The sequence below is a fragment of the Sulfitobacter delicatus genome, assembly GCF_900102535.1.
Lineage (GTDB): Bacteria > Pseudomonadota > Alphaproteobacteria > Rhodobacterales > Rhodobacteraceae > Sulfitobacter > Sulfitobacter delicatus.
Window position 1 is genome coordinate 101,568 of sequence record NZ_FNBP01000005.1, and the last position, 21,766, is coordinate 123,333.

Below are 21,766 nucleotides of genomic sequence, written 5' to 3' on the forward strand. Positions count from 1 at the left end.
TATGTGGTCCTGACCGGGATAGTTCCCCGATGGCCACGGTTATGTGGCTCTTTTACATCATCTTGCGGCCCCGTGTCACCTCAATATCGAGGTCGGTGATCTTTTTCCGCAGGGTATTTCGGTTAATTCCCAGTAAAGCCGCACATTTCGCCTGATTGCCTGCCGTGGCGGCAAGCGCGATTTCGATGAGCGGCAATTCGACTTCGCGCAGGATGCGGGCGTAGAGACCGGGCGGGGGCAACATGGCCCCATGCAGGTCGAAATAGCGCCGCAGATGCCGTTCGACCGATGCGCCCATGCGCTCATTGTCGGCCTCTTTCTGCAAGGGCGCACGGCTCGATTGCGCACCAAGCAAGCGGGTCACGTCGCTCTCTGTTACCTCACCGCCTAGGCTGGCTTGGGCCAACTGCCGGATCGTGTGTTCCAACTGGCGCACATTGCCGGGCCAAGGCGCTTTCTGCAGCGCCCGTGCAGCAGCGTCCGACAGGGTGACGGCATGGGACGCTCCGTTGTCCTTGCTCAAGAAATGCTCGGCCAAAAGCGGGATGTCTTCAACCCGGTCACGCAAAGCAGGCACGTCAATCGTCGCCCCCGTCAGGCGGAAATAGAGGTCGCGGCGCAGACTGCCATCTTCAATCGCGGCTTCGAGATCAGCTTGGCTGGTGGCGATAAAGCTTGGCGCATCACCGCCCTCGCCCTTCGCGCCGGGCATGTCCAGCATGCGGACCAGCCGCGCTTGGTGCTCCAGCGGCAGATCAGCCACTTCGTCGATCATCAGCGTGCCGCCGCGCAGCCGCGCCAAGAGTTGCGCCGGGCCGTCGACTTCGACAAGGTCCATCTCGGTCAAAGTAATGAACGGCAGGCTGCGTCGATCCGACAGATCATGGATCGCCCGCCCGATCAGCGATTTCCCGGTGCCGCTCTCGCCGCGGATCAAGACCGGCAGATCGCTGTTCAGGACCTGCGCCACTGCGCGGTAGAGCGCCTGCATGACCGGGGTGCGCCCGATCATCGGCAAGTCGTCCCCCTCAGCACTCGCTTCATCCGGCGCACTACCGCCCCGGCGCGGCAGGTTCGCGCTTTGCTCCAGCGCGCGGGCGGTGCGTTTCATCAGATCAGGCAGGTCAAACGGCTTGGGCAAATAGTCGAAAGCCTCAGCTTCATTCGCCTTGATCGCCGTCATGATCGTGTTTTGGGCCGAAATCACGATGACCGGCAGGCCGGGCCGATCCTGCGCAATTTTCGGCAGCATTTCTAACCCGTTACCGTCCGGCATAATCACATCGGAGATCACCGCATCGCCTTTACCCTCGCCAACCCACCGCATCAGCGTGGTCAGGCTCGAGGTCGCATGCACCTTGCAGCCCGCGCGGGTGAGCGCTTGGGTTAAAACAGTGCGGATCGTGCGGTCGTCATCGGCGACGAGGATGGTCCCGTCCATATCAATTCTCCTGAAGGTCAGCCGCCGAAGCACGCGGCAGCGAAATGCGAAAAACAGTGCGCCCGGGGGCGGAGGCGACGGAAATCCAGCCGCCGTGATCTGAAATAATCTTGCTCACCAGTGCCAACCCCAAGCCGGTGCCGTTCTCGCGGCCCGAAACGAAGGGGTCGAAAACATCTGTGCGGATCTGTTCCGGCAGGCCGGGGCCGTCATCAATAACTTCGATCTGCAAGGGCAGCGGCTGGCCATCGCCATCGGCACGGCGAAGTTGAAAGCCATGTTCGTAAAAACTGCGCAGACGGATCGTGCCGCCCGCCTCGCCCGCCGCTTCAGAGGCGTTGCGGATCAGGTTCGACAGGACCTGCAAGAGCTGGTCTTTGTCGCCAAGCGCAGGCGGCAGCGAGGGATCGTAATCCTCAATAATCTTCATATTCGACCCAAAGCCCAGCAAGGCCGAGCGCCGCGCGCGGTCCAGCACGTCATGCAGGTTCACCGGTTTGCGCTCTGGCGCCGTAAGATTGCCGAATTGCTCAACCTGCCCCAGTAGTTTCACGATGCGGCGGCTTTCGGCGACGATCAGATCGGTCAGTTCCAGATCATCCGGCCCAAGGTTCATCGACAAAAGCTGCGCGGCGCCGGTGATCCCGGCGAGAGGATTTTTGATCTCATGGGCCAGCATCTCAGCCATGCCGATAGCGGATTTGGCGGCAGATTTGACGCTGTGGTCCTGCGTCACCCGCCCGGCCAATTCGCGCGGGGTGATCATCAGGATCATCTGCCCTGCCCCCCCTGACAGGGGCGCGATTTGAAGCCCGCATTGCAAGGGCGCACGCTGCATCGCGCCTACGTCCACGTCATTCACAAAAAGCGGGGTGCCCTGCGCGCGGGCACGGGCAAAGGCAGCTTCAAGCGGATGGTCCACGGCGATCAGCTTCCACAGCGGCACACCCCGCGCGGTCCGAGCTGACGTGTTCAAGAAGCCTTCGGCGGCGGGGTTAATGTTCGTGACCCGATCATCTGCTCCGACGATGAAGGCAGGCACCGGCAAGGACGTCCAAACCTGCTGCTCTTCGACGACCGGGCTCATGCAGCGACCGCATGCTCGGGGGTCATGGCAGCGGCGATTAGGGCGAATGTCGTATCGACCTCACGCGCCGTCAACAAAGCGCGGCGCAGATCGGCGGGCGTGCCTGCGTGGTCCATGTACCAGCCCAGATGCTTTCGTGCGACACGGCCTCCGAGGTCGCGGCCATAGAATTGCAAAATGGCCTCAAAGTGCTCGGCCACCATATCGGCAAAAGCCGCGCCGGTGGGCACCTCCGGCGCCGGATAACCGTAAAGATCATGGGCGATCTGCGCGAGCAACCATGGCCGCCCCTGCGCCCCGCGCCCGATCATCACCCCATCCGCCCCTGAAAGCGCCAAGGCCTGACGCGCGTTTTGGCTGCTGGTGATGTCGCCATTGGCGATGACCGGGACCGAAACCGCCTCTTTCACCGCCCGGATCGCGGCCCAATCGGCGTGACCTTTATAGAACTGACAGCGCGTGCGCCCGTGGATCGTAATCATCTGCACGCCCGCGTCCACTGCCCGTTTGGCGATCGGAGCGGCGTTGAGCATATTGTCGTCCCAACCCAGTCGGGTCTTCAGCGTAACCGGCACATTGACCGCGCCCACCACCGCCTCAATCAGCCGCAGCGCGTGGTCCGGCGTTTTCATCAGCGCTGAGCCTGAGGCCCCCTGCGTAACCTTCTTGGCCGGGCAGCCCATATTGATGTCGATGATCTCGGCCCCCATCGCCTCCACCATCCGCGCGGCTTCGGCCATTGGTTCGGCCTCACGCCCCGCAAGCTGCACCGAGGTGCCAACCACGCCAAGCCCAAGCTCCGCTTTCTCGCGCGTGCCGGGGCGGCGGCTCAGCAGTTCCTGACTGGCGACCATTTCGGAGACGACCAACCCCGCGCCGAATCGCGCCACAAGGCTGCGGTACGGCAGGTCGGTGATCCCGGCCATCGGGGCCAGCAAAACCGGAGGGGTAAATTTCAGAGGGTCGGCGGTCACATGATTAATCCTTGTGCGGTCTCTGGCTGTGTAGCCCTGCGGCGGGGGGACCTCAATAAAACTAGCCTGAAAACCAGCTATGCGCCACGGAACTGCCTAATTTTTAAGCAGCGCCCCCAGATTGCGCCGCCCCGCCGCTTTGCCTAGACAGAGCCATGTCCACTGTCCTACCGAGATATCCGCGATGAGCATCGCCGCCCTGATCGTCGCCGCAGGCCGAGGCAGCCGCGCAGGTGGTCCGCAGCCAAAGCAATGGCAACCGCTCGCCGGGGCGCGGGTGATCGACCATACACTGGCGGCGTTCGAGGCCATGCCGAAGATCACCGAGATCGTGCTCGTGCTGCATCAAGATGACATGGACCATGCGCCGGCGTTTACGGCCAAGGGTATCACTGTAACTACCGGCGGAGCCGAACGCGCAGCTTCCGTCCAGCGCGGGTTGGCGGCGATCAAGACCGCCGACAAAGTGCTGATCCATGACGCCGCCCGCCCATGCGTCAGTGCCGAGGTCATCAGCGGTGTGATCGATGCGCTGACCGGCCACCAAGCCGCCGCCCCCGGCCTGCCCGTCACCGACGCCCTATGGCGCGGAGCCGACGGCACGGTCACCGGCACCCAAGACCGCAGCAACTTGTTCGCCGCCCAAACCCCGCAGGGCTTTGACCTCGCCGCGATCCGCGCTGCCCACGCCGCCTATGACGGCCCCGCCGCCGATGATGTCGAAGTCGCCCGCGCCGCCGGGCTACAGGTTGCCATCACCCAAGGCAGCGCCGATAACCTGAAAATCACCCGGCCCGAGGATTTTGCCCGCGCCGCCCGCCTTTTGGAGACCCGCATGGATATTCGCACCGGCAACGGATTTGACGTTCACGCCTTTGGCCCCGGCGATCATGTGACCCTCTGCGGCGTCGACATTCCCCATACCCACGGGCTTGTTGGCCATTCCGACGCCGATGTGGCGCTGCATACCGTCACCGATGCAATCTATGGCGCGCTGGCACGAGGCGACATTGGCCAACACTTCCCCCCCAGCGACCCCGAATGGAAGGGGGCGCGCAGCGACATCTTCCTGCGCCATGCAGCAGACCTCGCCCGCGAGATGGGGTTCACCCTCACCCATGTCGATTGCACGCTGATCTGCGAAACGCCTAAGATCGGGCCCCACGTCGCCCCGATGCGCGCCGCCATGGCCGAGATGCTGGGGATCGAAATCGACCGCGTGTCCGTCAAAGCCACCACCAGCGAACGCCTCGGTTTTACCGGACGCAGCGAAGGCATCGCCTGTATGGCCACAGCAACATTGGTGAAAACATGACCCCAGCCCATCTGATCGCGACTCTGCTTGGCGTCGGCCACATCCGCCCTGCCCCCGGCACCTGGGGGTCGCTGATCGCCCTGCCCTATGCCTGGATGCTGCATGTGCTAGGCGGTTTTCCCCTGCTGGTGATCGGCCTCGCCCTCGCCTTCCCGCTGGGCTGGTGGGCAACGGCGCGTTACACCGCAGGCAGCGCCGATTATGACCCGTCCGAAGTTGTCATCGACGAATTGGTCGGCCAATGGATCGCGCTGCTCCCGCTGTCCTATGCCGCTTGGTCGATGCAAATCTCGATCCTCGCCATGTGGCCCGGTTGGATCGCCGCTTTCGCCCTGTTCCGGCTGTTCGACATCTGGAAACCCCTGATCGTCGGCTGGGCCGACCGCCAAGGCGGCCCGCTGGGCGTGATGCTGGACGATGTCTTTGCCGGGATATTTGCCGCGCTTGGCGTCATGGCGCTCGCCGCACTTTATCACGGAGTCCTGTAAATGTCGCTTGCGGCGCAACTGCTTGACCGTGCCAAGGAAACTGGCGCAATGGTCGCCTGTGCGGAAAGCTGCACCGGTGGTATGCTCGCCGCCGCATTGACCGACCTGCCCGGCTCTTCGGCGCTGCTGGATCGCGGCTTTGTCACCTATACCAATGCGGCTAAGATCGCGATGCTCGGCGTTAGTCCCGAAACGCTCAAGCAACACGGCGCGGTGTCAGAACAGGTCGCCGAGGAAATGGCCCGCGGCGCATTGCAGCACTCTGACGCACAAATCGCCGTCTCTATTACTGGCATCGCTGGACCCGGCGGATCAGAGCACAAACCCGAAGGCCGCGTCTGCTTTGGCCTCGCCACCGCAACCGGCGTTCAAACAGAAATCGTAGAGTTCGGTGCCCAAGGCCGCGACGCCGTCCGCCGCGCCGCCCGCGACCACGCTATGGCGCTCCTCCTGCAAGGTTACACGACCCTCGCAAACTGAACGCACCCCCCGCTCTTTTTGGCTAAAAATACTTCCGCCGGAGGCAGGAATTGGGGGGGATCGGAATAAAGTGCATTGGTGAGCACGGTGTAAATTGCATTGGGCAAGAGGGCTCATCTCTGAAAGGCCTTTGTTTACAGGCGATCCGATAAACGCGGGCAAAATTGGCCGATTGTCGAAAACGGTACGTTTTATTTTGCATTAGCGCCACCTGATGCCGCAACTCACCAAACGCGGCATCAACTATGGCCATTCATGCATCGATGCGACCACTCGCCCGATGATCTCAAAACTGGCCTCATCCAACGGAAGGTCGAGCTCGCGCGGTGGGTAAACCTTATTGGCGCTAATCAATGAGATGCTATCCTTGCCCGTCCTCTGGACGTGCTTGACCACCAGCTCATCCCATATTCGCACCACGTATGTGCTGCCATCGGATGGCATGGCTTGGGCTCGATCCACCAAAATCAGATCACCATCGATCAGCTTGGGTTCCATACTGTCACCCTTGACCCGCACGATGTGGAGCATCTTGGGGTCGAGGCCCTTGCCTTTGATCCAGCTCTCTTGAAACGCATAGTGCGTGATCTCCAGGGGATCAGAGACGAAAGAGCCGCCATTACCGGCGCTTGCGGAAACGGTGTATTTCGGAACCGTCACAAATGATGGGGCGCTCGCCGTGCCGGTTTCGGAACCAATCTCACCCTCAAAGAGCTCATTGAGGTCCACCCCGTAAACAGTCCTCAGCGCTCCCAAGACTTCGTGATCGGCGCGCTGCTTTCCCGTTTCGATATGGCGAATTTTGTCAGCCGAAACTCCCAACGGCTCGGCAAATGCTTCGCGTGATAGACCCATGTTGCGCCTAATCTGGGAAATATTATCGTTAAATTCAGGCATTTACAGATTTATTGCCCATATTGGTCAATATCCCCTTGCTTGGAGTGTAACTATTGGTCATATTCTGGCTCATGCCCCCACGGCACATCGAGACATGAGGCAACATATGACACTTTCTGACAACATCTTCCAGCCTGGAGTGATCCTGCATGAGGTTATCGCAGGCGCTTTCAAGGCGAGTGGGTCCAGTTTTGACGCCTGGTGCGTCGAGAACAACGTGAACCGCACTACCGCGCGCCAGGCTACTTATGGCCAATCTGGCGGTGATCGCGGCAAAGAGCTCCTCTCGCGCATGATCAATGACGCAGGCCGCGAGGTGGTCTCGATCAGCTACCGCGCCCGCATCGAGGCTGAGGCCAAACGCTGCAATGAGGCGGCGGCATGAGCTTGATCACAAACATCAAGCGCGCCGAGTGCGCCCAACGTGCCGCCGTTATTGAGGTTGAGCGCTTTGGCGCGCTCGCGGTCGTCACCAGGGATGGTGTCGAGGTCTGGGGGCCTGGGCCAATCGCCCAGGCCGAGAACAAGCGCGACACGCTGGAGCGCCAGGCGCGCCGAAAGCGCCGAAAGTGCATGACGTGCAATGACCAATTCATGAGCGAGGGAGCGCAACACAGAATGTGCGCCAAGTGCCGCTCAGGGGCGAGCGCCATCTTTGATGGTGCGGTGTAGAGGCGATGGGGCAGGCTTTGCGAAAATCAGACCTTCAAGGGTCCAGCGCTGAGGGTTCCGCAATCCTGACGCTAGACCGCATTGCGGAACCTATTGCGGAACCATTGCGGAACCTCGAAAAGTGGCTCACCGCCGATGCTCTGGCCGATCTGGCTGGTGTGTCAGATCGGATGGCTCGCAAGGCTATGATGTCGCGCCGCTGGCGCGGTGCTGATCTCCTGGTCCAAGAGGTCCAAATCGGGCGCGGCGGTGCTGGCGGCAAGGCCCTCCAGGTGCATGTTGATAGCCTCCCCTCCGATCTGCGCGAGAGCTGGTATATCGGCCACGGCATCACGCTCCATGAAAAGCCTGACACCGAGACCGGTAAAACGGTCTTGGTGCCAGAGCAAACCTATCAGAATGATGCGCGCTTTGAGGCCGATCTGGCCTTGGCGCGGTGGCGGCAAGAGGTGATCCGGCCCATCTTGATCCTTGAGAAAGGCTCGCCCGCGCGCGCTGAGCTGATCGAGGAGCTGGCCCAGACCCCCCGCCTATTCCCAAACGGCAAGCGCAAGACGCTCACCAAACGCTCACTATATAACTGGGTGCGCGATTTCGAGGCCGAGGGCTTGAATGGCCTGATCCGCAAGCGCCGCGCCGATACAGGTGCGAAGCGCCAAAAGGTCACCCGTGCCTGGGATGCGTTCTTTGAGGCGCATATCGATGCGGCCAAGCATGCCGAGATCAGCGATGAACTGACCACCTATATCCGATCTCTTTGGGCGGCGGGTGAGCGCGGCTGGCGCTCGGTCACTGAAAAATCCACCACCCGCCTGATCGAGATGAGCCGAGGCCTAAATGTGCTGGCCTTTGATGCGCTTGAGCTGGGCCGATGTGGCGACACCAACGCCAAGGGCACCCAGTTTGGCCTTTGCAACGTGAACCGCCGCCAGGTGGAGCATCACCGCGAATATGCGCTCCTGGCGATCAAGGACAAAGACAACGCCACGTTCCAGGACAACTATATGCCCTCGATCCGGCGTGACTATTCCAGTCTCTTACCGCGCCAGATTGTCGTGGGTGACGTTCACCCCGTGGACATCATGATGCGCCGAGAGGATGGCACGGTGGTCTATCCCAAGGCGATTGCCTGGTATGATGTGGCCACCAATGAAATTCATATGACGTTTGTGCTTTGCGAGCCTGGTGAGGGCATCCGGCGCGAGCATGTGGCCCAGAGCTTTGAGGCGATGGTCGATGAGTGGGGCCTCCCAGAGATGCTCTATCTCGACAACGGGTCAGAGTATTCCTGGGATGCCATGATCGGCGGTTTCACCCAGCTCTCAAAGCTCACCCAGGGCGGTCTCAAAGTCTTTGATCTTGATGGTGATCCCAATGTCGCCAAGCGCGTTGCCAATGGCCGTGAGGCGGTTGTGCGCTCGATGCCTTACAACGCGAAAGGCAAGCCAGGCATCGAGGGTGCCTTTGGCAACATCGAGCAAGTCTTTTTCGCCACAATCCCTGGCTGGACCGCTGGCGACCGCATGAACAAAAAGACCCACGCCAAGGGCAAGGACCCAGTGGCATTTGATGGGGATGCGCATGCATTCCTTGAGACCGCTGGCACCGCTCTGGAGTGGTATCACAAGCGCCCTCAGCATGGGCGGCTTGCGGGCATGAGCCCCAATGAGGCCTTGCGCAATTTCATTGATCGGGGATGGGGTAAGACCACGCTCTCGCGCCCTGAGGTCCTTGCCCTGGCCTTTGCTGAGGAGGTCGAGCGCATGCCGGATCGCGGGCGTGTCAGCTACACCCCACGGCGCGGCGAGACCATGTATTTCTATGCGGATGAGCTCCTCGGCCTCGATCACAAGATCACGCTCAGGGTGCCCGCGTTCAATCCCGAATTTGTGTTCTGTTTCGCCGGTGGTGAGCTGATTTGCCAAGCCTTCCCTGAGCAAACCTTTGGCGTCCTAGATGGCGCTGGCGCTCAGGAGGTCAACCGGCGCGGCAAGGCATTCCGCCGCCAGATCGCCGAAAAGCGCAAGCATGTGGCCCTCCTCAGCCTCACCGAGGAAACCGAGCGCCACATCGCCCATATGCCCGATGCTCCAGAGGCTCCCATCGCCGCGATTGTGGACGCTGGGATCATCGACCGCATGGCCCGCATGCAAGGGGAGAGCCGCAAGGCGCTCTTGGATGAGGCCGAAAACAAGAAACCCAAAGGCCCAGTCGAGCAATGGAAAACAGGCCCCAATGAGGTCCTGGCTGGGTTCCAATTTGCAGAGGATGAGGAATGAGCGATTTCATTAAGACCGCCCAGGCCGAGCAAGCGTTTGAGATGTGTCGAACCGTGCTCAAGGCTCGGCCATATAGCAAGATCGGCCAGATCACCGGCGATCCAGGAACCGGAAAATCCACCCTAACCAACTGGCTCGCGGATGAGTTTGAAGGGGTGCGGGTCGAGTGCTGGATGGACATGGGTGACAAGGCGCTCCTGGAGGAGATCGCAATGGGCTTGAACGCCCGTGGCGCAAGCCTCGATGTGAGCGGCACCGCACCCACCTTATTCCGCAAGATCAAGGGCGAGTGCGCTGGCAAGCTGATCATCATCGATGAGGCCAATCAGCTCAAATGGGCCACCCTCGAAAAGCTGCGCGGCCTGTCTGACATCGGCGGCGCAGGTCTGATCCTGGCGGGCACTGACATTCTGGCCAAGCGCCTGATCGAGGCGCGGGTGCGGGTGTATCTTGCCCAGCTTCGCCAGCGGATCGGGGCCAAAAAGGTACTGATGAAGCCCATCACCGATGATGCCGAGCTCGCCGCCTATGTGATTGCGCCACGTTTTGGCCAGGTCACCAAAGGCACCGCCAAGCGGTTCCGCATCCTGACCCAGGGCCAGTGGCGCTCAGCGCTGGAGCTTGCCGATGCATGCGAGCGCCTGATGTCCAATGAGGGCATCACCAAGATCGATGAGCGCGTGGTCGAGACCGCCGCCGCTTGGATGGCAGGCCGGTCATGATTAACAGTGTAATCGCCAAACGCGCCAAGGCGCTAATCGAGAACCGCAAGCCTGACTTTGTAATCGGGCCGAGCGCTGATGAGCCTTACATGCTGCGGTGGTGGTGGATACCCCGCAATCGGCTCCTCAACATCTATGTGCATGTGATCATGCGCGATGATGATGATCGCGCCTTGCATGATCATCCTTGGCCGTCGCTTTCGCTGATGGTCGAGGGCCAGATCGATGAGGCCTATCGCGCCCGCAATGGGGATCACATCGTGCGCCGCTTGTCTGAGGGTGAGTGGGTCTGGCGCGGGGCTAAGTTCCTGCACCGCCTCATGCTCCCAGGCGCACCAGCGATTACCGTATTCATCACCGGCCCGCGCATCCGAGAGTGGGGCTTTGCATGCCCCCAAGGCTGGGTCCACTGGCGCGATTTTGTTGCCAAGGACAACGCCGGATCGATTGGCCGAGGATGTGGGGAGGTCTGACCTCCCAACCCCAAAACCAAACCGCAACCCACGTCTAGCCAAAGGAAATACAATGCAAAACGATGAAATCCCAAAGGGTTATATGAAGAACGCCGAGGGCGCTCTGATGCCCATCAACAAGGTGAAGCCCGCCCATATCCAAGAGGATAAGACGGTGCGCCGCCTGATCGATCAGGCCAAGGCCTTGAGCGCCCAGCTTGCCAAGTTCAAGGCCGATGCGATGGGCGATGCCCAGGCATTCCGCGCCATGATCGCCGAGCAATACGGTGCCACCAAGGGCGGTGCCAAGGGCAACATGACCCTGCGCTCCTATGATGGTGAGATGATGGTCCAGGTCCAAGTCTCTGAGACCATCGATTTCGGCGTCGAGCTGCAAGCGGCCAAAGAGCTGATCGATGAGTGCATCGGCAAATGGTCCAAGGGCTCCAATAACAACATCAAGGTGCTGGTGAATGACGCTTTCCGCGTCAACAAAGAGCGCAACATCGACACGGGCCGAGTGCTCGGCCTTCGCCGCCTGGAGATCGATGATCCGATCTGGACCAAGGCGATGGATGCGATCTCTGATGCCGTTCGGGTGACCGGATCGCGCAGCTACATCCGCTTCTATGAAACCGATCTTGAGGGGGGCCGCAAGGCGATCCCTCTGGACCTGGCATCGGTCTAACCGAGCCACAACCCAACGGCCAAAACGGCCACAATACAAGGTAAGAAACCATGACAAAAGCAGACCTTTTGAAAGCCATCTCAGCCGATGCCGGTGAGAGCGCCGCAACCGTTGATGCGGTCCTGACTTCCCTGGCCAACGTCACATCCAAGGCGCTCGGCGAGGGTGAGGATGTGACCATCCCTGGCTTGCTCAAGCTCGACACCAAAGAGCGCGCCGCCCGCAAAGGCCGCAACCCCAAGACTGGTGAGGAGATCGACATCGCCGCCAAGACCGTTGTTTCGGTAAAGGTCCTCAAGGGCCTGGCTGATCACGTCGCCTAACCAGTCGCCACCGCGCTGATCCTCGCTCAGCGCGGTGGCACCATCCAGGAGCCTCAGAATGTTCTTTCTGTCCGACCGTGAAGGTCAAAAACTCAAAACGTATTCCGGCACATCGCGCGCGGGCAAACACATCCTCAAGATCGAGGTCGAGTATAGTCGTGCCCTCGATATGGCGATGGATGTGGAGAGCCTCGACGCCATCGCTACCGCCCAGAAAGAGGCCGCAAAGGCCAGCCGCGCGAGACCAAAGTCAACGGCGAAACCAAAGCAGATCGAGAAAGCGCCGAGGCTTGCGTTGCCCGCTCCTGGAGAAAGCCCATGACCCCGCAACACGTCACCATCACTGAGATCGCCAAGGTCTCAGGCCTCACGCGCAAGCATGTGCGCCGCATGGCCTATCGCGCCAGCCAGGGCCGCTCCTGGTACGGTGCTGACATGCGCTTGACCACTCCCGCAAAAGGTGAATGGTCAGTCGAATTTGCCACTCTGCCGGACCACATCCGCGAGGCTTTCGTAATGATGGACCAAGAGGAGCTCCCGCTCCCAGGGATCGCTTGAGCACAAATTAAACTGGAATGGCGCTGAGTTCGCCATCGATGAGGACTTGATATGAGCAACCCAAAGACATCCCCACAGCGCCGCAATAGCGATCTGGCCATGATCCACATCGGAGTCAAGCGGCTCTTTGGTGATGTCTCAAAAGGGGGCGATGGTCGCGAGGCCTATGAGGATTGGCTGGAGCGCCACACCGGCAAACGCTCGGCGGGTAAGCTGAGCACCGGCCAGCGCATCGATCTGATCAAGATGATGCGCAAGGATGGCCTGATCCCTGATCGATCCATTGGCGGCAAAGGCCCCACGGCCAGTGGCGAGGAGCGCCCCACATCATCCCAATGGGCCAAGATCGCCGCGCTTGGCCGTGCAATGGGCTGGGCGCAAGGCCTGGAGGATGAGCGCTTGCGGTCCTTTGTGCAACGCACGGCCAAGGTGAGCTCCACAAAGTTCCTGAGCCGCACCCAGGCGAGCAAGGTTATCATGGGCCTGGAGGTCTGGGTGGACGAGCGCCAGGACACCAATGAGGGGGGCGGCAATGCAGTGTCCTAAATGCGGTGGCCGCGCCTACGTCTATGCGACCAAGCCAGCCGGAACCCTCAAGCAACGCTATCGCCAATGCCGCATATGCGGCCATCGCTTCTCCACCTGGGAGGAGATCGAGGATCGCGAATTGCGCGGATATGAGAGCTCGAAAAAGGCACCTGCGCCCGATCTCTTTGAAACCGCTAACACCTCGAAAGCCAGTTAAAATGGGGGCGAGAGGCAAGGGCCGTGTAGCGGCACCCGCTGCACAACCCTTGGCGGGGATCGGCCACAATGGTGCCCCCGATGATGTGGCGCTCACTCTCGATGATCTGGCCATGCGCCTCTTTGAGGTGATCGGTCCTCGCGCCGATCTGGAGATCGAGCCGTTTGAATGCGGCGCGCCCTGGACAGCCTATGCGACCGAGGAGGAGCTCATGCGCCTCGGAACGCTCCAGGCTCGCATCGTCCGCCGTGAGCAAGCGATCAAAGAGCTCAAGGCTGAGCGCAAGCGGATCATGAACAGAAACATCCGGCGCATGCGCCGAGCTGATGGCAAAGAGTAGGAAACTCCATGAAACACCTCCCCAAAGCGGTCAAAATTGCTGAGGCGCTCAAGCCTCTTGGCACCGGCCAACTGCCCCAAGAGATCATTAGCCTCACCGATGATGGCAACCTGATCGGCATAGTGGTTGAGGTCGAGGGCATCGATTTCATCCTGACCATGCAGGAGGTGCCAAATCAGCGAAAGCGGCCCACCGTGCATTAGCCCGCCCCATCTCAGCCCGATCTGGCCGATCTGGAATTGGGCTGGCCTTCCAGAGACTTCCACAGACTTCCAAACGAAAGGACCAATCATGACCAAACCCATCGCGCTGAGCGCTGCCCAGCGACAATCTGAAATCTGGCAACACGTCAAATCGGGCGGGCTTTACCGCTTAGAAACCGACACGGCCCTCATCGAGGATGGTGTAGTCCAGGCGGCGATTTATCGCTCTCTCTGGGATGGTCAGGTCTGGGTGCGTCCCGTGGCCGAGTTCTTTGATGGCCGTTTTATCAACCTATCCGTTGATGAGGTAACCGATTGCCGCCCTCTTGCGGATCGAGGTGACGCATGAGCCTGGCTGAGGATGCAATCAAAAGCGCCGCCACGCGCCGCCTGGCGCGCTCAGTGGTGATCAAGGATGCTGAGGCCTATCAGCGCCTCTATGGTGAGCTCCAGACGGGCATGACCAATGCCTGGTCTGAGGCCATGCGCGAGGGCATAGCCGCCGCCCTGGACCGCCTGAGAGACCTTGGGCCAGGCAAGTTCACCCGCGAGGACGGTGACGCCATCATGCGCGTCCTGGAGGCCTCGGTGGGGCCTGAGGCGATTGCCGCCGCCATGCGCGAGCCGGTGATCAACTTGACCGATGCGCTATTTCGCACGGGCGCTGAGGAGGTTGGCCAGGCGGCGGGTGTTGCCATCGCCTTTGCCCGCCCCGATCTCGATGCCCTCGATGTGCTCAAGACCGGCAATCTGTATTGGGTGGGCAATAGCTGGAATATCCGCACCCAGAACACCATCGCCAAAATCCTTGAGGACTATTTCACCGAGGGCATGACCCGCGAGGGGTTGACCCAGCGTTTCGCCGAGGACTTTGCGGGCATGACGGATAGGAGCCGCCATTATTGGGAGATGCTGGCCGATCACACCGCAACCAAGACGCGCGAGATCGGGCGGGTGTCTGGCTATGAGCGGGCGGGCATCGAGCGCGTCCAGGTGCGCGCGCAGATGGATGAGAACACCAGCGAGATATGCCGCCAGATGCATGGCCGGATCATCGAGGTGACCAAGATGCGCGCCCAGACAACCGAGTATCTGGACGCCATGAGTAAGCGCGATGAGCCCCGCGCCAAGGCCGCTTGGGCTATGAATGGCGGTGATGATGTGGACCTCGGCGAGATCGCGGATGAGGACCTCCCCAGCGACATAGCCAGTCCGCCCTATCACTTCCGGTGCCGAACCATCACGGTTGCCTATTTCGGATAGGCAAATAAAGTGCCAAAAATCGAGCGATTGGTTTTGTCAGTTCAATTTTAGGGAGAATAAATATGAGAAGAATTGCTATTATACTAGTATTTGCTGGAACGCTCACAGGGTGCAAAATGTGGGCTGATGCTGATTTGTTCACATCTGATCTGCTGAGTGTACAGGAGACTGGGGAGCCGCTGACCACACCACTTGAGCTGGCGTTTGAAATCGGCAGCAAGGGTGAGTGTGAGAAGGTTAACGCAGGCCTTTTGCCTGCCCTTTCAGAGGCGTACGGCGGTGCGGAAAGCCTTGGCTGTGAGCAACGCGGCTTTGATAGTGTCGCCCTATTTCGGGTGCCGGTGGAGATTGTGCATGAGGTTAAAAATCAGAAGGCAGATAGTGCACAGCCAATCTTTATTGGTGTCTATTCCGATGTGGAAAATGTAGTGACAATAGCATTTTTTCAAAGCGCTGAGGGTGTTGCCAGCTTTCGCGGTGCTATTCCAGAGGAGTTGACGCGCTTTGGCGGGAAAGATGTGGAGCCCTTGTTGAGCGCGACAATTCAGAACGACCTCAAAGGTGCCGCCAAGCTTCATCTGTCGGACGTCTACGCTGATGGTAGGGCTATTCCTGTGCAAACAACAAAGGCATATGACTTGGCACGCCGCAGTGAGGTTAAAATCGTGCTGTCGGATGTGTCTAATGTCGCGCTGGCGCAAGGATATAGCCACGCAATTATCGGGCATATCTTATTATCGCAGTAAGGCTACCGCTCACGCATTTTCTCAAGGCCCCGCCAGCCCAGCGGGGCCTTTTCATTTATCCGCTTTATCATCCAGCTTGCGCTCGATCCGTTCCAGTGAGCGGGTGATCCTGCTCATGCTTTCCTCGTGATGCTCTTTCTGGATTTCCTGTTTGGTCTCCAGGATCGCCACGCGCCCCTTGAGGTGGAACCATTGGGCGACCAGGCCAATCGCCATGCCACCCCATGTGAGGATGTCCTTGAGGTTCACTTCCATCACGACACCCTCGCAATCAGCTTGCGCGCATGCCAGCGCAATGCACCAAGGCGCACGGCCCCAAACATAGCGGCGCGCCAGAGCTCAGGCATGCCCAAGACGCCAAGCGCCTCATAGAATACCTGATCACACCGCCGCCGCGTATAGAGGCCGCTTTCCAGCATCCAGTCATGCAGCGCCGCCGCCTGGATGTAGTCTGGGTGCGCCATCGGCACCAGCATCCGAAACGGCAAAGGCACTGATGCGCCATCGAAATGGAACCCATCGGGCACCTCGATCACCTGATCGGGATGGTCGAGGCTTCCCACGGCATAGCGGAAACCCTCCAGCACCTCCCAGCGGGGGCGCTGAAAGCCAGGCGGGAGAAGCCGTGCCAGACCGATTGCCGTGTTCGGTACGGCCATGATGATAAGACGATCTGTAAAGCTAGACATACCGCCCCTCCCTCATCGGCGCAGGGCGCGCAAGGCACCCACGCCAGAGCCGACATAAAACAGCCATCGGATCATATCTCCCGCCCATTCCTGCATTTGAGGGGTGGGCAGATCGGCTACCGACCAGGAAAAACCAAAGATGCTATCGAGAATGACAGCCGACCACCAAAGCGCCAGCGGAACAATGAAGAGCCCCGCAAACACCCAGAACCACGGAAATGCCAGCTTGGACTTGTTGTAATCGGCCATGATCTTGGCCTCATTCACGGCATGACGGGCCAGCGCTACGGCGGTTTGGGATTTCAGGCGCTCGCGGTCGTTTTCGAGTTCGGCGCGCCGCTCCATGTGATAGAGGGCCTTTTCGATCATCCCGCCAAAGCCGACCTTAATCAGGAGTGCGATAATTCTGGCCATCACGCGACCCCGCGCATGCAAAGCTCGGTCTCCTCGCTGCGCCGGTTGACCAGCCCGCGCACAACGCGCCCGCCAGCCTTGTTCCACCAGCCAAGCGCGGTGCATGCCCCCGCAATGTTACCCTCATTCAAGCGCCGCACTGCGGTGCTCTTTGAGGTGCCTGACACCCCCACGTTGTAGGCGAGGCTGGTGAATGCCACGTCACGCGGGATGGGGAGCCGGTTTGCGAGGGTTTGGGAGGTAAAGGCGGGCCGCAATCGGTCACGATATGAGATGATCTCGCGGGCGAGCATCTCATCGCACTCGGCCTTGGTGTAGCTGTCACCCAGCCGCACCCGCTTGGTCTCGCCATAGCAGACCGTAGGGACGCCCACGATGTCGAGATACGCCTCCAAACGGAGGCCCTCCCAACGCCCAACAAAGGGCACCGCGATCTCCAGAAAGGAGGTATCGCTGGATGCGGTGGCCGCTGGCGCTGATGCCGGTGTCGCGATCTCGGCCGTCACGCTGGGCTCGCTGGTGCCGGTCACCGTATTGGTGAGGCTGGTGCCATGTTGCATGGCCAGCACCACCACCAGGCCAAGGGCCATAACCCCAACAACCCAGGGCGAGCGCATCTTGGTGCGATCAATGCCCTGATCCCAGAGCCGCCCGATGATGCCATAGATCAGGAGCGCCACACCCAGCACCCACCAGATGCGGGGATTGGTGTCGATCTCAAAGCCCCAAAAGATCACCTCAGGCAAGAGGAGGCAAAAGAGGCTGGCGTAAAAGGCCCACATGCTATGCGCAGTTTTGGCCACTGATTTCCAATTCGCGATGAGTTTCATCGGTCATTCCTTTCGAGGTTTGGGGCTTAGCCGGTTTGCAGATCGCTCAGGACAAAGGCCTGGAGCTGGAGGATGTGTTGCGACCACTCGCGCATGTTGGATGGCGCATTGGCGGTGAAGGCGTAGCGTCGCAAACGCCAAGCCAGGAAGTCGATCACCAGCTCGCCCGCATCGCGATCCGCGAGGGCCTCGATGCTCTCAGGATCGACCTGGCCATCCTCAGAGGTGATGCCCACCTTGCTCAAGAGAATTGCGGTGATCTTGGCCCCTTGATGCACGGCGCAATCAAACACGGCCACGGCCAGCTCAGGCGGCATGGCCTCGCATGCGAAAGCATCCCAAAGCTCACCGGCATTGGGTGCGGTGCGCCCGCTGGCATGGCCGCTCATCGAGAATTGCACGGCCTGATCAAAGACGGTGGGGATCGGTTGCGCTTGGTCCTGATCGCCGCTTGTCTGCGGATCGCCAGCGCCTTGCGTTTCACCAACACCGGCTTGCGCCTGGGCATTGATGTCGCCTTGGGCCGTGGTTTGGGTTTGCGCCTCAGCGGTAGCCGTGGTGGCCGGTTGCGTTGTGGTTTCGGCGGGTTTCGCCTTTGCCTCAGCGGCCTTTTTGGCGGCGGCTTTCTTCTGGGCTTGGGTCTGTGTTGCCATGTGAGTTTCTCCTCTGGCTGGGTTGAAGTTGAACGGGATCGCCTACCTTTGGCGCACCGCCAGCCCACGGGCGCGCAATGCATCTGTGAGCTCATCGGCCACATCTTGGCCAAGCTCTGGAGCGAGAAAGTCGAGACCCTCGCGCTCCAGCTCATCCACCGCTCGCGCCAGCCAAGGGTTTCCCTTGCGGGCGGGTTGCTTGACCGATTTTGCGGGGTGTCTCCCGCCCTTCCAGGCGAGTGCTTTCTTGCGTTTTGGTTTGATGGTGAGCGCGGGCCTGCCATCGTGAACCGCGCGCGCATAGGGCGTGTTGGCCGCCAGGATCGCGTCCTCGGTGCCGGATGGCTCGACCACATGCGCCTTGCGCAAATCGCCCTTATCAAAGGGCACATTGTCTTGACGTGTTGCGATCTCGCGTAGCTTTTCTGCCACCTGGAGGCTGATGCGCTGGAGGTTCATGAGAGCACCTCGATGCCCAGCCCGCCGCCGCCACCGCCTGGCTTTGCGCGCCCATCGGCGGCGAGCGCAACGGCCCAGAAAAGGTCACCATGCCCCTCATCATTGCGCTCGGCGTCATACTTGATCGAGGTGCCGCTGGTGATCTTTTGGATCGAGTGCATTTGCGCCAGGACATCGGGATCATTGGGCAACAGGAGGCGGCGCTCCTCGGCCAGCTTGAGCACGTTCAAAGCGAGCTTTGACTTGCGCTGAGCTGAGAACCAAACGCCCTCAAAGCGCTCAGGGCTGGCGGTGTGGAGCTCCTCGGCGAGCTGCATACCGAGGCCCGTCTTGTCGATCTTCCAGCTCTCAATATCGAAACGCCCGTCAACCTCATGAATGGTGGCCTTTTGCGCATCGAATTTCATGCCCTTGTGCATTTCGTGGTGGATCAGAGCAAAGCGATCTTTCCACTTTTTCCCATCGACCTCCTGGCCCACCAGCGCGATGGCCGTGCGGTCATTGATCCGGCCCACATCGACACCACCGCGCAAGCGGCCAAAGCGATGCAGCAAGATGCGCTCCTCGGTAAGCGAGTGCAGGAGCTCCCAGGACAAGAGCGCGGAGCCATTCTCAGCCCACTGGCACTCATAGAACATCGCCCAGCTCTCGCTATCAAAGAGCATGCGCAGCTCATCGAGACCGCCAGGCAATGGCATGCCCTGGCTGATCGCGTCCTCGATGGTGATGGTTTTGCGCGACCAATGGCCGTGCTTGTTTTTGTGATTGGTGGCGATCTCCCAGAACAAAGACCCAGGCAAGAACGGTGTGGAAAACACCGTGACGCGCCCACCCATTGCGGTGATCGATGGGATCACCGCCGCCCAAAGCATCCGCTGATTGCGCACCCAGGCAAACTCATCGAGCCAGACATCGCCAGGCCAACCCTGGGCGGTGCGGAAGTTGGTGGACATGGCCACGATTTCAGTGCCCATCACCTTGAGTTTGTTGGCCTTGTCCTCATCGATCAGGACCTCCAGGCGCGCGGCGTGGTGGCGCACATAGGCAAGGATGATCTGGGCTTGGCGCTCGGATGCTGAGACCACAATCTGAGGGCGTCCAGCCATCGCGCCGAGGAGCACGGCAAGCCCGACAACGTAGGAGAAACCGATCTGACGCGCCTTGAGGATGATGCGGAACCGCCCCTCATCCTGGAGAAACTCGGTTTGATACTCATAGAGCCCATATTCAGGATCGAGGACGCGGGCCAAAGCCTCGGCTGAGACCGCATTGGAAACCGTTGGCCGAGGCTTGGGCTTGGGTTGCGATTTCTTCACCCGATCCAATGACTTGGTGAGCATGGCAAGGCGTTGCGCCTGGGCGTTGCTGGGGTTCTTGATGCGGCTGAGCCGGTGAATTTGAGCCTCGATCCCGTCCGATGTCTCGCGGCGCTTGCGCAAGTCGCTGCCCCAATCGCCTTTAGAGGCCCAGGCGCGCACCGTGCGCTCAGAGCACCCGATCACCGCCGCGATCTCGCTGGTGCTGTCACCAGCCAGGTATCGAGCTAAGGCATCCTCTTTTTGAGCCTCGGTGAATTTGGGTGGGCGTCCTGGGCGCTTGGATGTGGCTGAGAGCCGCTGAGAGGACCCAGAATGCGTCAAGTCTTTCTTTTTTGGGTGAGTGGTGCCGAGAGGTGGACAATGCCCCTCAGTGGCGCTCTCTGTGGCTCTTTTGGAAACAGGTTGCTTTGCCATTGCCGCTCACACCCCTCAGGACCGCGCCAGGAGGGCCACAAGGGCATCCATCGACCCTGAGGGTGCCGAGCGCTCAACTGGCGCTCCTGGGGCCGCTGAGCCGCTCTGAGAGGAATTGGCCAAAGCGGGCATGAGCACACGTGCCTCCTCGGCGGTGATGATCCCGGCGCTGACCAGCCCTGGCAGGTCCTCGGCATCGTCGCTTGGCGGGGTCAGATCAAGCGGGCGGAATGTAACCTCGCCAGGGCCAAGCGTTTCCTCGGCATTGCCTGGCTTGAGGCCCAACTCTTTGAGGAGCGGGCGGAGCTGGTCCAGCATGCGCCGCCGCTTGGGCTTGAGGGTCAGGTGCTCAAAGGTGAAAAGCTGGCCACTGACCTCGCCACCGCCACCGAGCTGGCCAGCGGTTATGATGCCCAGGACGCGCGGCGGGGTGCCGTGCGCCACAGGGATGCGATCCCGCGCGGCATCGATCAGCTTGAGGAAATCACCATCCTTGACCTCAGCCGTGAGGCGCTTGATGTCGATCTCGCCCTCCTCGCCAGTGGTCATGACCAGTGTGCGGTGGGCGTTGTCGAGCCCCTGGTGCTCATTGCGGAAAAAGTCCTGGATCGCCTTTTTCTGAGCGGCGGATGGGGTCAAACCTTTGAACGTGATCGCATACTCTGGGATCGCGTTATTCTTGAAAAACGAGGCGTTGTAGCGGGTCGCGGCCAGCGCCAACTCCAGCATGCCCTCAGCGCCGATCCATGTGGGCAAGGCGTAGCGCCGCCCCATTGGGCATGGCTCGCGCAAGTGGACAATCTCGCGGGCGGTGAATGTCACCTTGCGGGTGTCGCCATTGGGTTTGCCGATGCGCTGGAGGTAACCATCGCGAAAGCGGCTCATTGTGATCGCGGGCAAGCGCCGCAACCCAATGATGCGCTCGCCATCGCTGGACCGGATCACCTGGAGGAAAGCGTTGCCATAGGTGCCGAGGTCGAGATCGAGCAACATGAAAAGCTCAGTCGCGCCGGTATCGCAAAGCTCCTCGATCCGCTCGGCCTCGCCAAGAAGACCACCACCAAACGCGCCCTCAGCTTTCACATGGATCGCACGGCTATGCTCGGCGCTGGCGCGGTAAAGGGCCGAGAGATTGCGCACGGGGATCGGCCAAAGAAACTCACCATCCAAGCCGACCTCGGCCCGTGACGCGAGCAAGCCGTCGATCTCAGATTTATGCACCGAGATGGTGACCGCCTCAGCGGTGGATTGGGCCTCTGTTTCGGAGCCTGCGGGTGGGGTTTCATCTTTGCTCATGAGCAAAGAGATACCGCGC

31 protein-coding genes are annotated in these 21,766 nt (G+C 60.6%); 19 read left to right on the forward strand and 12 right to left on the reverse strand.

From position 1 onward, the window contains the following. Positions 1-52: 52 nt before the first annotated feature. The 3 genes from BLS57_RS10760 to dusB are packed head-to-tail and all read right to left on the reverse strand — an operon-like array spanning position 53 to position 3,502. A complete protein-coding gene (locus BLS57_RS10760; protein WP_093742087.1) occupies positions 53-1,441 on the reverse strand; it encodes a response regulator in 1,389 nt (462 codons plus the stop codon). A 1-nt stretch (position 1,442) separates the two neighbouring features. Beyond that, positions 1,443-2,528, reverse strand: coding sequence for a two-component system sensor histidine kinase NtrB (locus BLS57_RS10765; protein ID WP_093742089.1), 1,086 nt, complete (start codon positions 2,526-2,528; stop codon positions 1,443-1,445). Continuing rightward, positions 2,525-3,502: a tRNA dihydrouridine synthase DusB gene (gene dusB / locus BLS57_RS10770; protein WP_093742091.1), complete on the reverse strand. Its 978-nt coding sequence runs from the start codon at positions 3,500-3,502 to the stop codon at positions 2,525-2,527. The genes BLS57_RS10765 and dusB overlap by 4 nt, the downstream gene beginning before the upstream one ends. 184 nt (positions 3,503-3,686) lie before the next feature. Here dusB and BLS57_RS10775 point away from each other — a divergent pair, with 184 nt between their 5' ends. From BLS57_RS10775 to BLS57_RS10785, 3 genes are read left to right on the forward strand one after another with little or no spacing between them, the layout of a single operon-like run. Beyond that, positions 3,687-4,817 carry a bifunctional 2-C-methyl-D-erythritol 4-phosphate cytidylyltransferase/2-C-methyl-D-erythritol 2,4-cyclodiphosphate synthase gene (locus BLS57_RS10775; protein ID WP_093742093.1) on the forward strand — a complete coding sequence of 377 codons (1,131 nt, stop codon included), beginning with the start codon at positions 3,687-3,689 and terminating at the stop codon, positions 4,815-4,817. Continuing rightward, on the forward strand, positions 4,814-5,305 hold the full coding sequence (locus BLS57_RS10780; protein ID WP_093742095.1) for a phosphatidylglycerophosphatase A family protein: 492 nt from the start codon (positions 4,814-4,816) through the stop codon (positions 5,303-5,305). Before BLS57_RS10775 ends, BLS57_RS10780 begins: the two co-directional genes overlap by 4 nt. Beyond that, entirely contained in the window at positions 5,306-5,785 is a 480-nt protein-coding gene (locus BLS57_RS10785) for a CinA family protein (protein WP_093742097.1), read from the forward strand. A 243-nt stretch (positions 5,786-6,028) separates the two neighbouring features. Here the strand turns inward: BLS57_RS10785 and BLS57_RS10790 are convergent, their stop codons facing one another. After that, positions 6,029-6,682: an XRE family transcriptional regulator gene (locus BLS57_RS10790; protein WP_093742099.1), complete on the reverse strand. Its 654-nt coding sequence runs from the start codon at positions 6,680-6,682 to the stop codon at positions 6,029-6,031. Between the two features lie 106 nt (positions 6,683-6,788). On the opposite strand from BLS57_RS10790, the gene BLS57_RS10795 reads away from it, so the two are divergent. The 16 genes from BLS57_RS10795 (at position 6,789) to BLS57_RS10870 (ending at position 15,673) form a co-directional block, all read left to right on the forward strand. Then, entirely contained in the window at positions 6,789-7,067 is a 279-nt protein-coding gene (locus tag BLS57_RS10795; RefSeq protein ID WP_093742101.1) for a hypothetical protein, read from the forward strand. Next, positions 7,064-7,354, forward strand: a complete 291-nt coding sequence (locus tag BLS57_RS10800; RefSeq protein ID WP_093742103.1) for a hypothetical protein — start codon at positions 7,064-7,066, stop codon at positions 7,352-7,354. Before BLS57_RS10795 ends, BLS57_RS10800 begins: the two co-directional genes overlap by 4 nt. Positions 7,355-7,371: 17 nt before the next feature. Next, positions 7,372-9,633, forward strand: a complete 2,262-nt coding sequence (locus BLS57_RS10805; RefSeq protein WP_167356408.1) for a helix-turn-helix domain-containing protein — start codon at positions 7,372-7,374, stop codon at positions 9,631-9,633. Next, positions 9,630-10,355, forward strand: coding sequence for an AAA family ATPase (locus tag BLS57_RS10810; protein WP_093742107.1), 726 nt, complete (start codon positions 9,630-9,632; stop codon positions 10,353-10,355). Before BLS57_RS10805 ends, BLS57_RS10810 begins: the two co-directional genes overlap by 4 nt. After that, the gene (locus BLS57_RS10815) at positions 10,352-10,828 is read left to right on the forward strand and encodes a hypothetical protein (RefSeq protein ID WP_093742110.1); all 477 of its coding nucleotides are present in this window, start codon (positions 10,352-10,354) and stop codon (positions 10,826-10,828) included. The genes BLS57_RS10810 and BLS57_RS10815 overlap by 4 nt, the downstream gene beginning before the upstream one ends. Positions 10,829-10,880: 52 nt before the next feature. After that, positions 10,881-11,495 (forward strand): DUF3164 family protein, encoded by a 615-nt coding sequence (locus BLS57_RS10820; protein WP_093742113.1) that lies wholly within the window; start codon positions 10,881-10,883, stop codon positions 11,493-11,495. A gap of 50 nt (positions 11,496-11,545) precedes the next feature. Beyond that, a complete protein-coding gene (locus tag BLS57_RS10825; protein ID WP_049641802.1) occupies positions 11,546-11,818 on the forward strand; it encodes an HU family DNA-binding protein in 273 nt (90 codons plus the stop codon). Between the two features lie 58 nt (positions 11,819-11,876). Next, positions 11,877-12,140, forward strand: a complete 264-nt coding sequence (locus tag BLS57_RS10830; protein WP_093742116.1) for a hypothetical protein — start codon at positions 11,877-11,879, stop codon at positions 12,138-12,140. After that, entirely contained in the window at positions 12,137-12,376 is a 240-nt protein-coding gene (locus BLS57_RS10835; RefSeq protein WP_093742119.1) for a hypothetical protein, read from the forward strand. Before BLS57_RS10830 ends, BLS57_RS10835 begins: the two co-directional genes overlap by 4 nt. A gap of 51 nt (positions 12,377-12,427) precedes the next feature. Then, on the forward strand, positions 12,428-12,922 hold the full coding sequence (locus BLS57_RS10840) for a regulatory protein GemA (RefSeq protein WP_093742122.1): 495 nt from the start codon (positions 12,428-12,430) through the stop codon (positions 12,920-12,922). After that, positions 12,909-13,121, forward strand: a complete 213-nt coding sequence (locus BLS57_RS20135; RefSeq protein ID WP_167356409.1) for an ogr/Delta-like zinc finger family protein — start codon at positions 12,909-12,911, stop codon at positions 13,119-13,121. The genes BLS57_RS10840 and BLS57_RS20135 overlap by 14 nt, the downstream gene beginning before the upstream one ends. 1 nt (position 13,122) lies before the next feature. After that, complete coding sequence (locus BLS57_RS10850; RefSeq protein WP_093742128.1) at positions 13,123-13,461, forward strand: hypothetical protein; 339 nt, start codon at positions 13,123-13,125, stop codon at positions 13,459-13,461. 8 nt (positions 13,462-13,469) lie between these two features. Beyond that, the gene (locus tag BLS57_RS10855; RefSeq protein WP_093742129.1) at positions 13,470-13,664 is read left to right on the forward strand and encodes a hypothetical protein; all 195 of its coding nucleotides are present in this window, start codon (positions 13,470-13,472) and stop codon (positions 13,662-13,664) included. Positions 13,665-13,752: 88 nt separating this feature from the next. Then, positions 13,753-14,013, forward strand: coding sequence for a hypothetical protein (locus BLS57_RS10860; RefSeq protein WP_093742131.1), 261 nt, complete (start codon positions 13,753-13,755; stop codon positions 14,011-14,013). Continuing rightward, positions 14,010-14,927 carry a phage minor head protein gene (locus tag BLS57_RS10865; RefSeq protein ID WP_093742132.1) on the forward strand — a complete coding sequence of 306 codons (918 nt, stop codon included), beginning with the start codon at positions 14,010-14,012 and terminating at the stop codon, positions 14,925-14,927. Before BLS57_RS10860 ends, BLS57_RS10865 begins: the two co-directional genes overlap by 4 nt. Positions 14,928-14,989: 62 nt before the next feature. Then, positions 14,990-15,673, forward strand: a complete 684-nt coding sequence (locus tag BLS57_RS10870) for a DUF7424 family protein (protein ID WP_139186631.1) — start codon at positions 14,990-14,992, stop codon at positions 15,671-15,673. A gap of 51 nt (positions 15,674-15,724) precedes the next feature. Here the strand turns inward: BLS57_RS10870 and BLS57_RS10875 are convergent, their stop codons facing one another. From BLS57_RS10875 to BLS57_RS10910, 8 genes are read right to left on the reverse strand one after another with little or no spacing between them, the layout of a single operon-like run. Continuing rightward, the gene (locus BLS57_RS10875) at positions 15,725-15,928 is read right to left on the reverse strand and encodes a hypothetical protein (RefSeq protein WP_040172122.1); all 204 of its coding nucleotides are present in this window, start codon (positions 15,926-15,928) and stop codon (positions 15,725-15,727) included. Next, positions 15,928-16,362 (reverse strand): DUF1353 domain-containing protein, encoded by a 435-nt coding sequence (locus tag BLS57_RS10880; RefSeq protein WP_093742136.1) that lies wholly within the window; start codon positions 16,360-16,362, stop codon positions 15,928-15,930. Before BLS57_RS10880 ends, BLS57_RS10875 begins: the two co-directional genes overlap by 1 nt. A 12-nt stretch (positions 16,363-16,374) precedes the next feature. Further along, complete coding sequence (locus BLS57_RS10885; protein WP_093742138.1) at positions 16,375-16,776, reverse strand: hypothetical protein; 402 nt, start codon at positions 16,774-16,776, stop codon at positions 16,375-16,377. Further along, positions 16,776-17,606 carry a lysozyme gene (locus BLS57_RS10890; RefSeq protein ID WP_093742140.1) on the reverse strand — a complete coding sequence of 277 codons (831 nt, stop codon included), beginning with the start codon at positions 17,604-17,606 and terminating at the stop codon, positions 16,776-16,778. Before BLS57_RS10890 ends, BLS57_RS10885 begins: the two co-directional genes overlap by 1 nt. Positions 17,607-17,632: 26 nt before the next feature. Next, the gene (locus BLS57_RS10895; protein WP_093742142.1) at positions 17,633-18,259 is read right to left on the reverse strand and encodes a lysozyme family protein; all 627 of its coding nucleotides are present in this window, start codon (positions 18,257-18,259) and stop codon (positions 17,633-17,635) included. A 42-nt stretch (positions 18,260-18,301) separates the two neighbouring features. Further along, positions 18,302-18,718 carry a hypothetical protein gene (locus BLS57_RS10900; RefSeq protein WP_093742144.1) on the reverse strand — a complete coding sequence of 139 codons (417 nt, stop codon included), beginning with the start codon at positions 18,716-18,718 and terminating at the stop codon, positions 18,302-18,304. Beyond that, positions 18,715-20,451, reverse strand: coding sequence for a terminase large subunit domain-containing protein (locus tag BLS57_RS10905; protein ID WP_093742146.1), 1,737 nt, complete (start codon positions 20,449-20,451; stop codon positions 18,715-18,717). The genes BLS57_RS10900 and BLS57_RS10905 overlap by 4 nt, the downstream gene beginning before the upstream one ends. 15 nt (positions 20,452-20,466) lie before the next feature. Beyond that, on the reverse strand, positions 20,467-21,747 hold the full coding sequence (locus BLS57_RS10910; RefSeq protein ID WP_139186632.1) for a phage portal protein: 1,281 nt from the start codon (positions 21,745-21,747) through the stop codon (positions 20,467-20,469). Positions 21,748-21,766 lie beyond the last annotated feature (19 nt).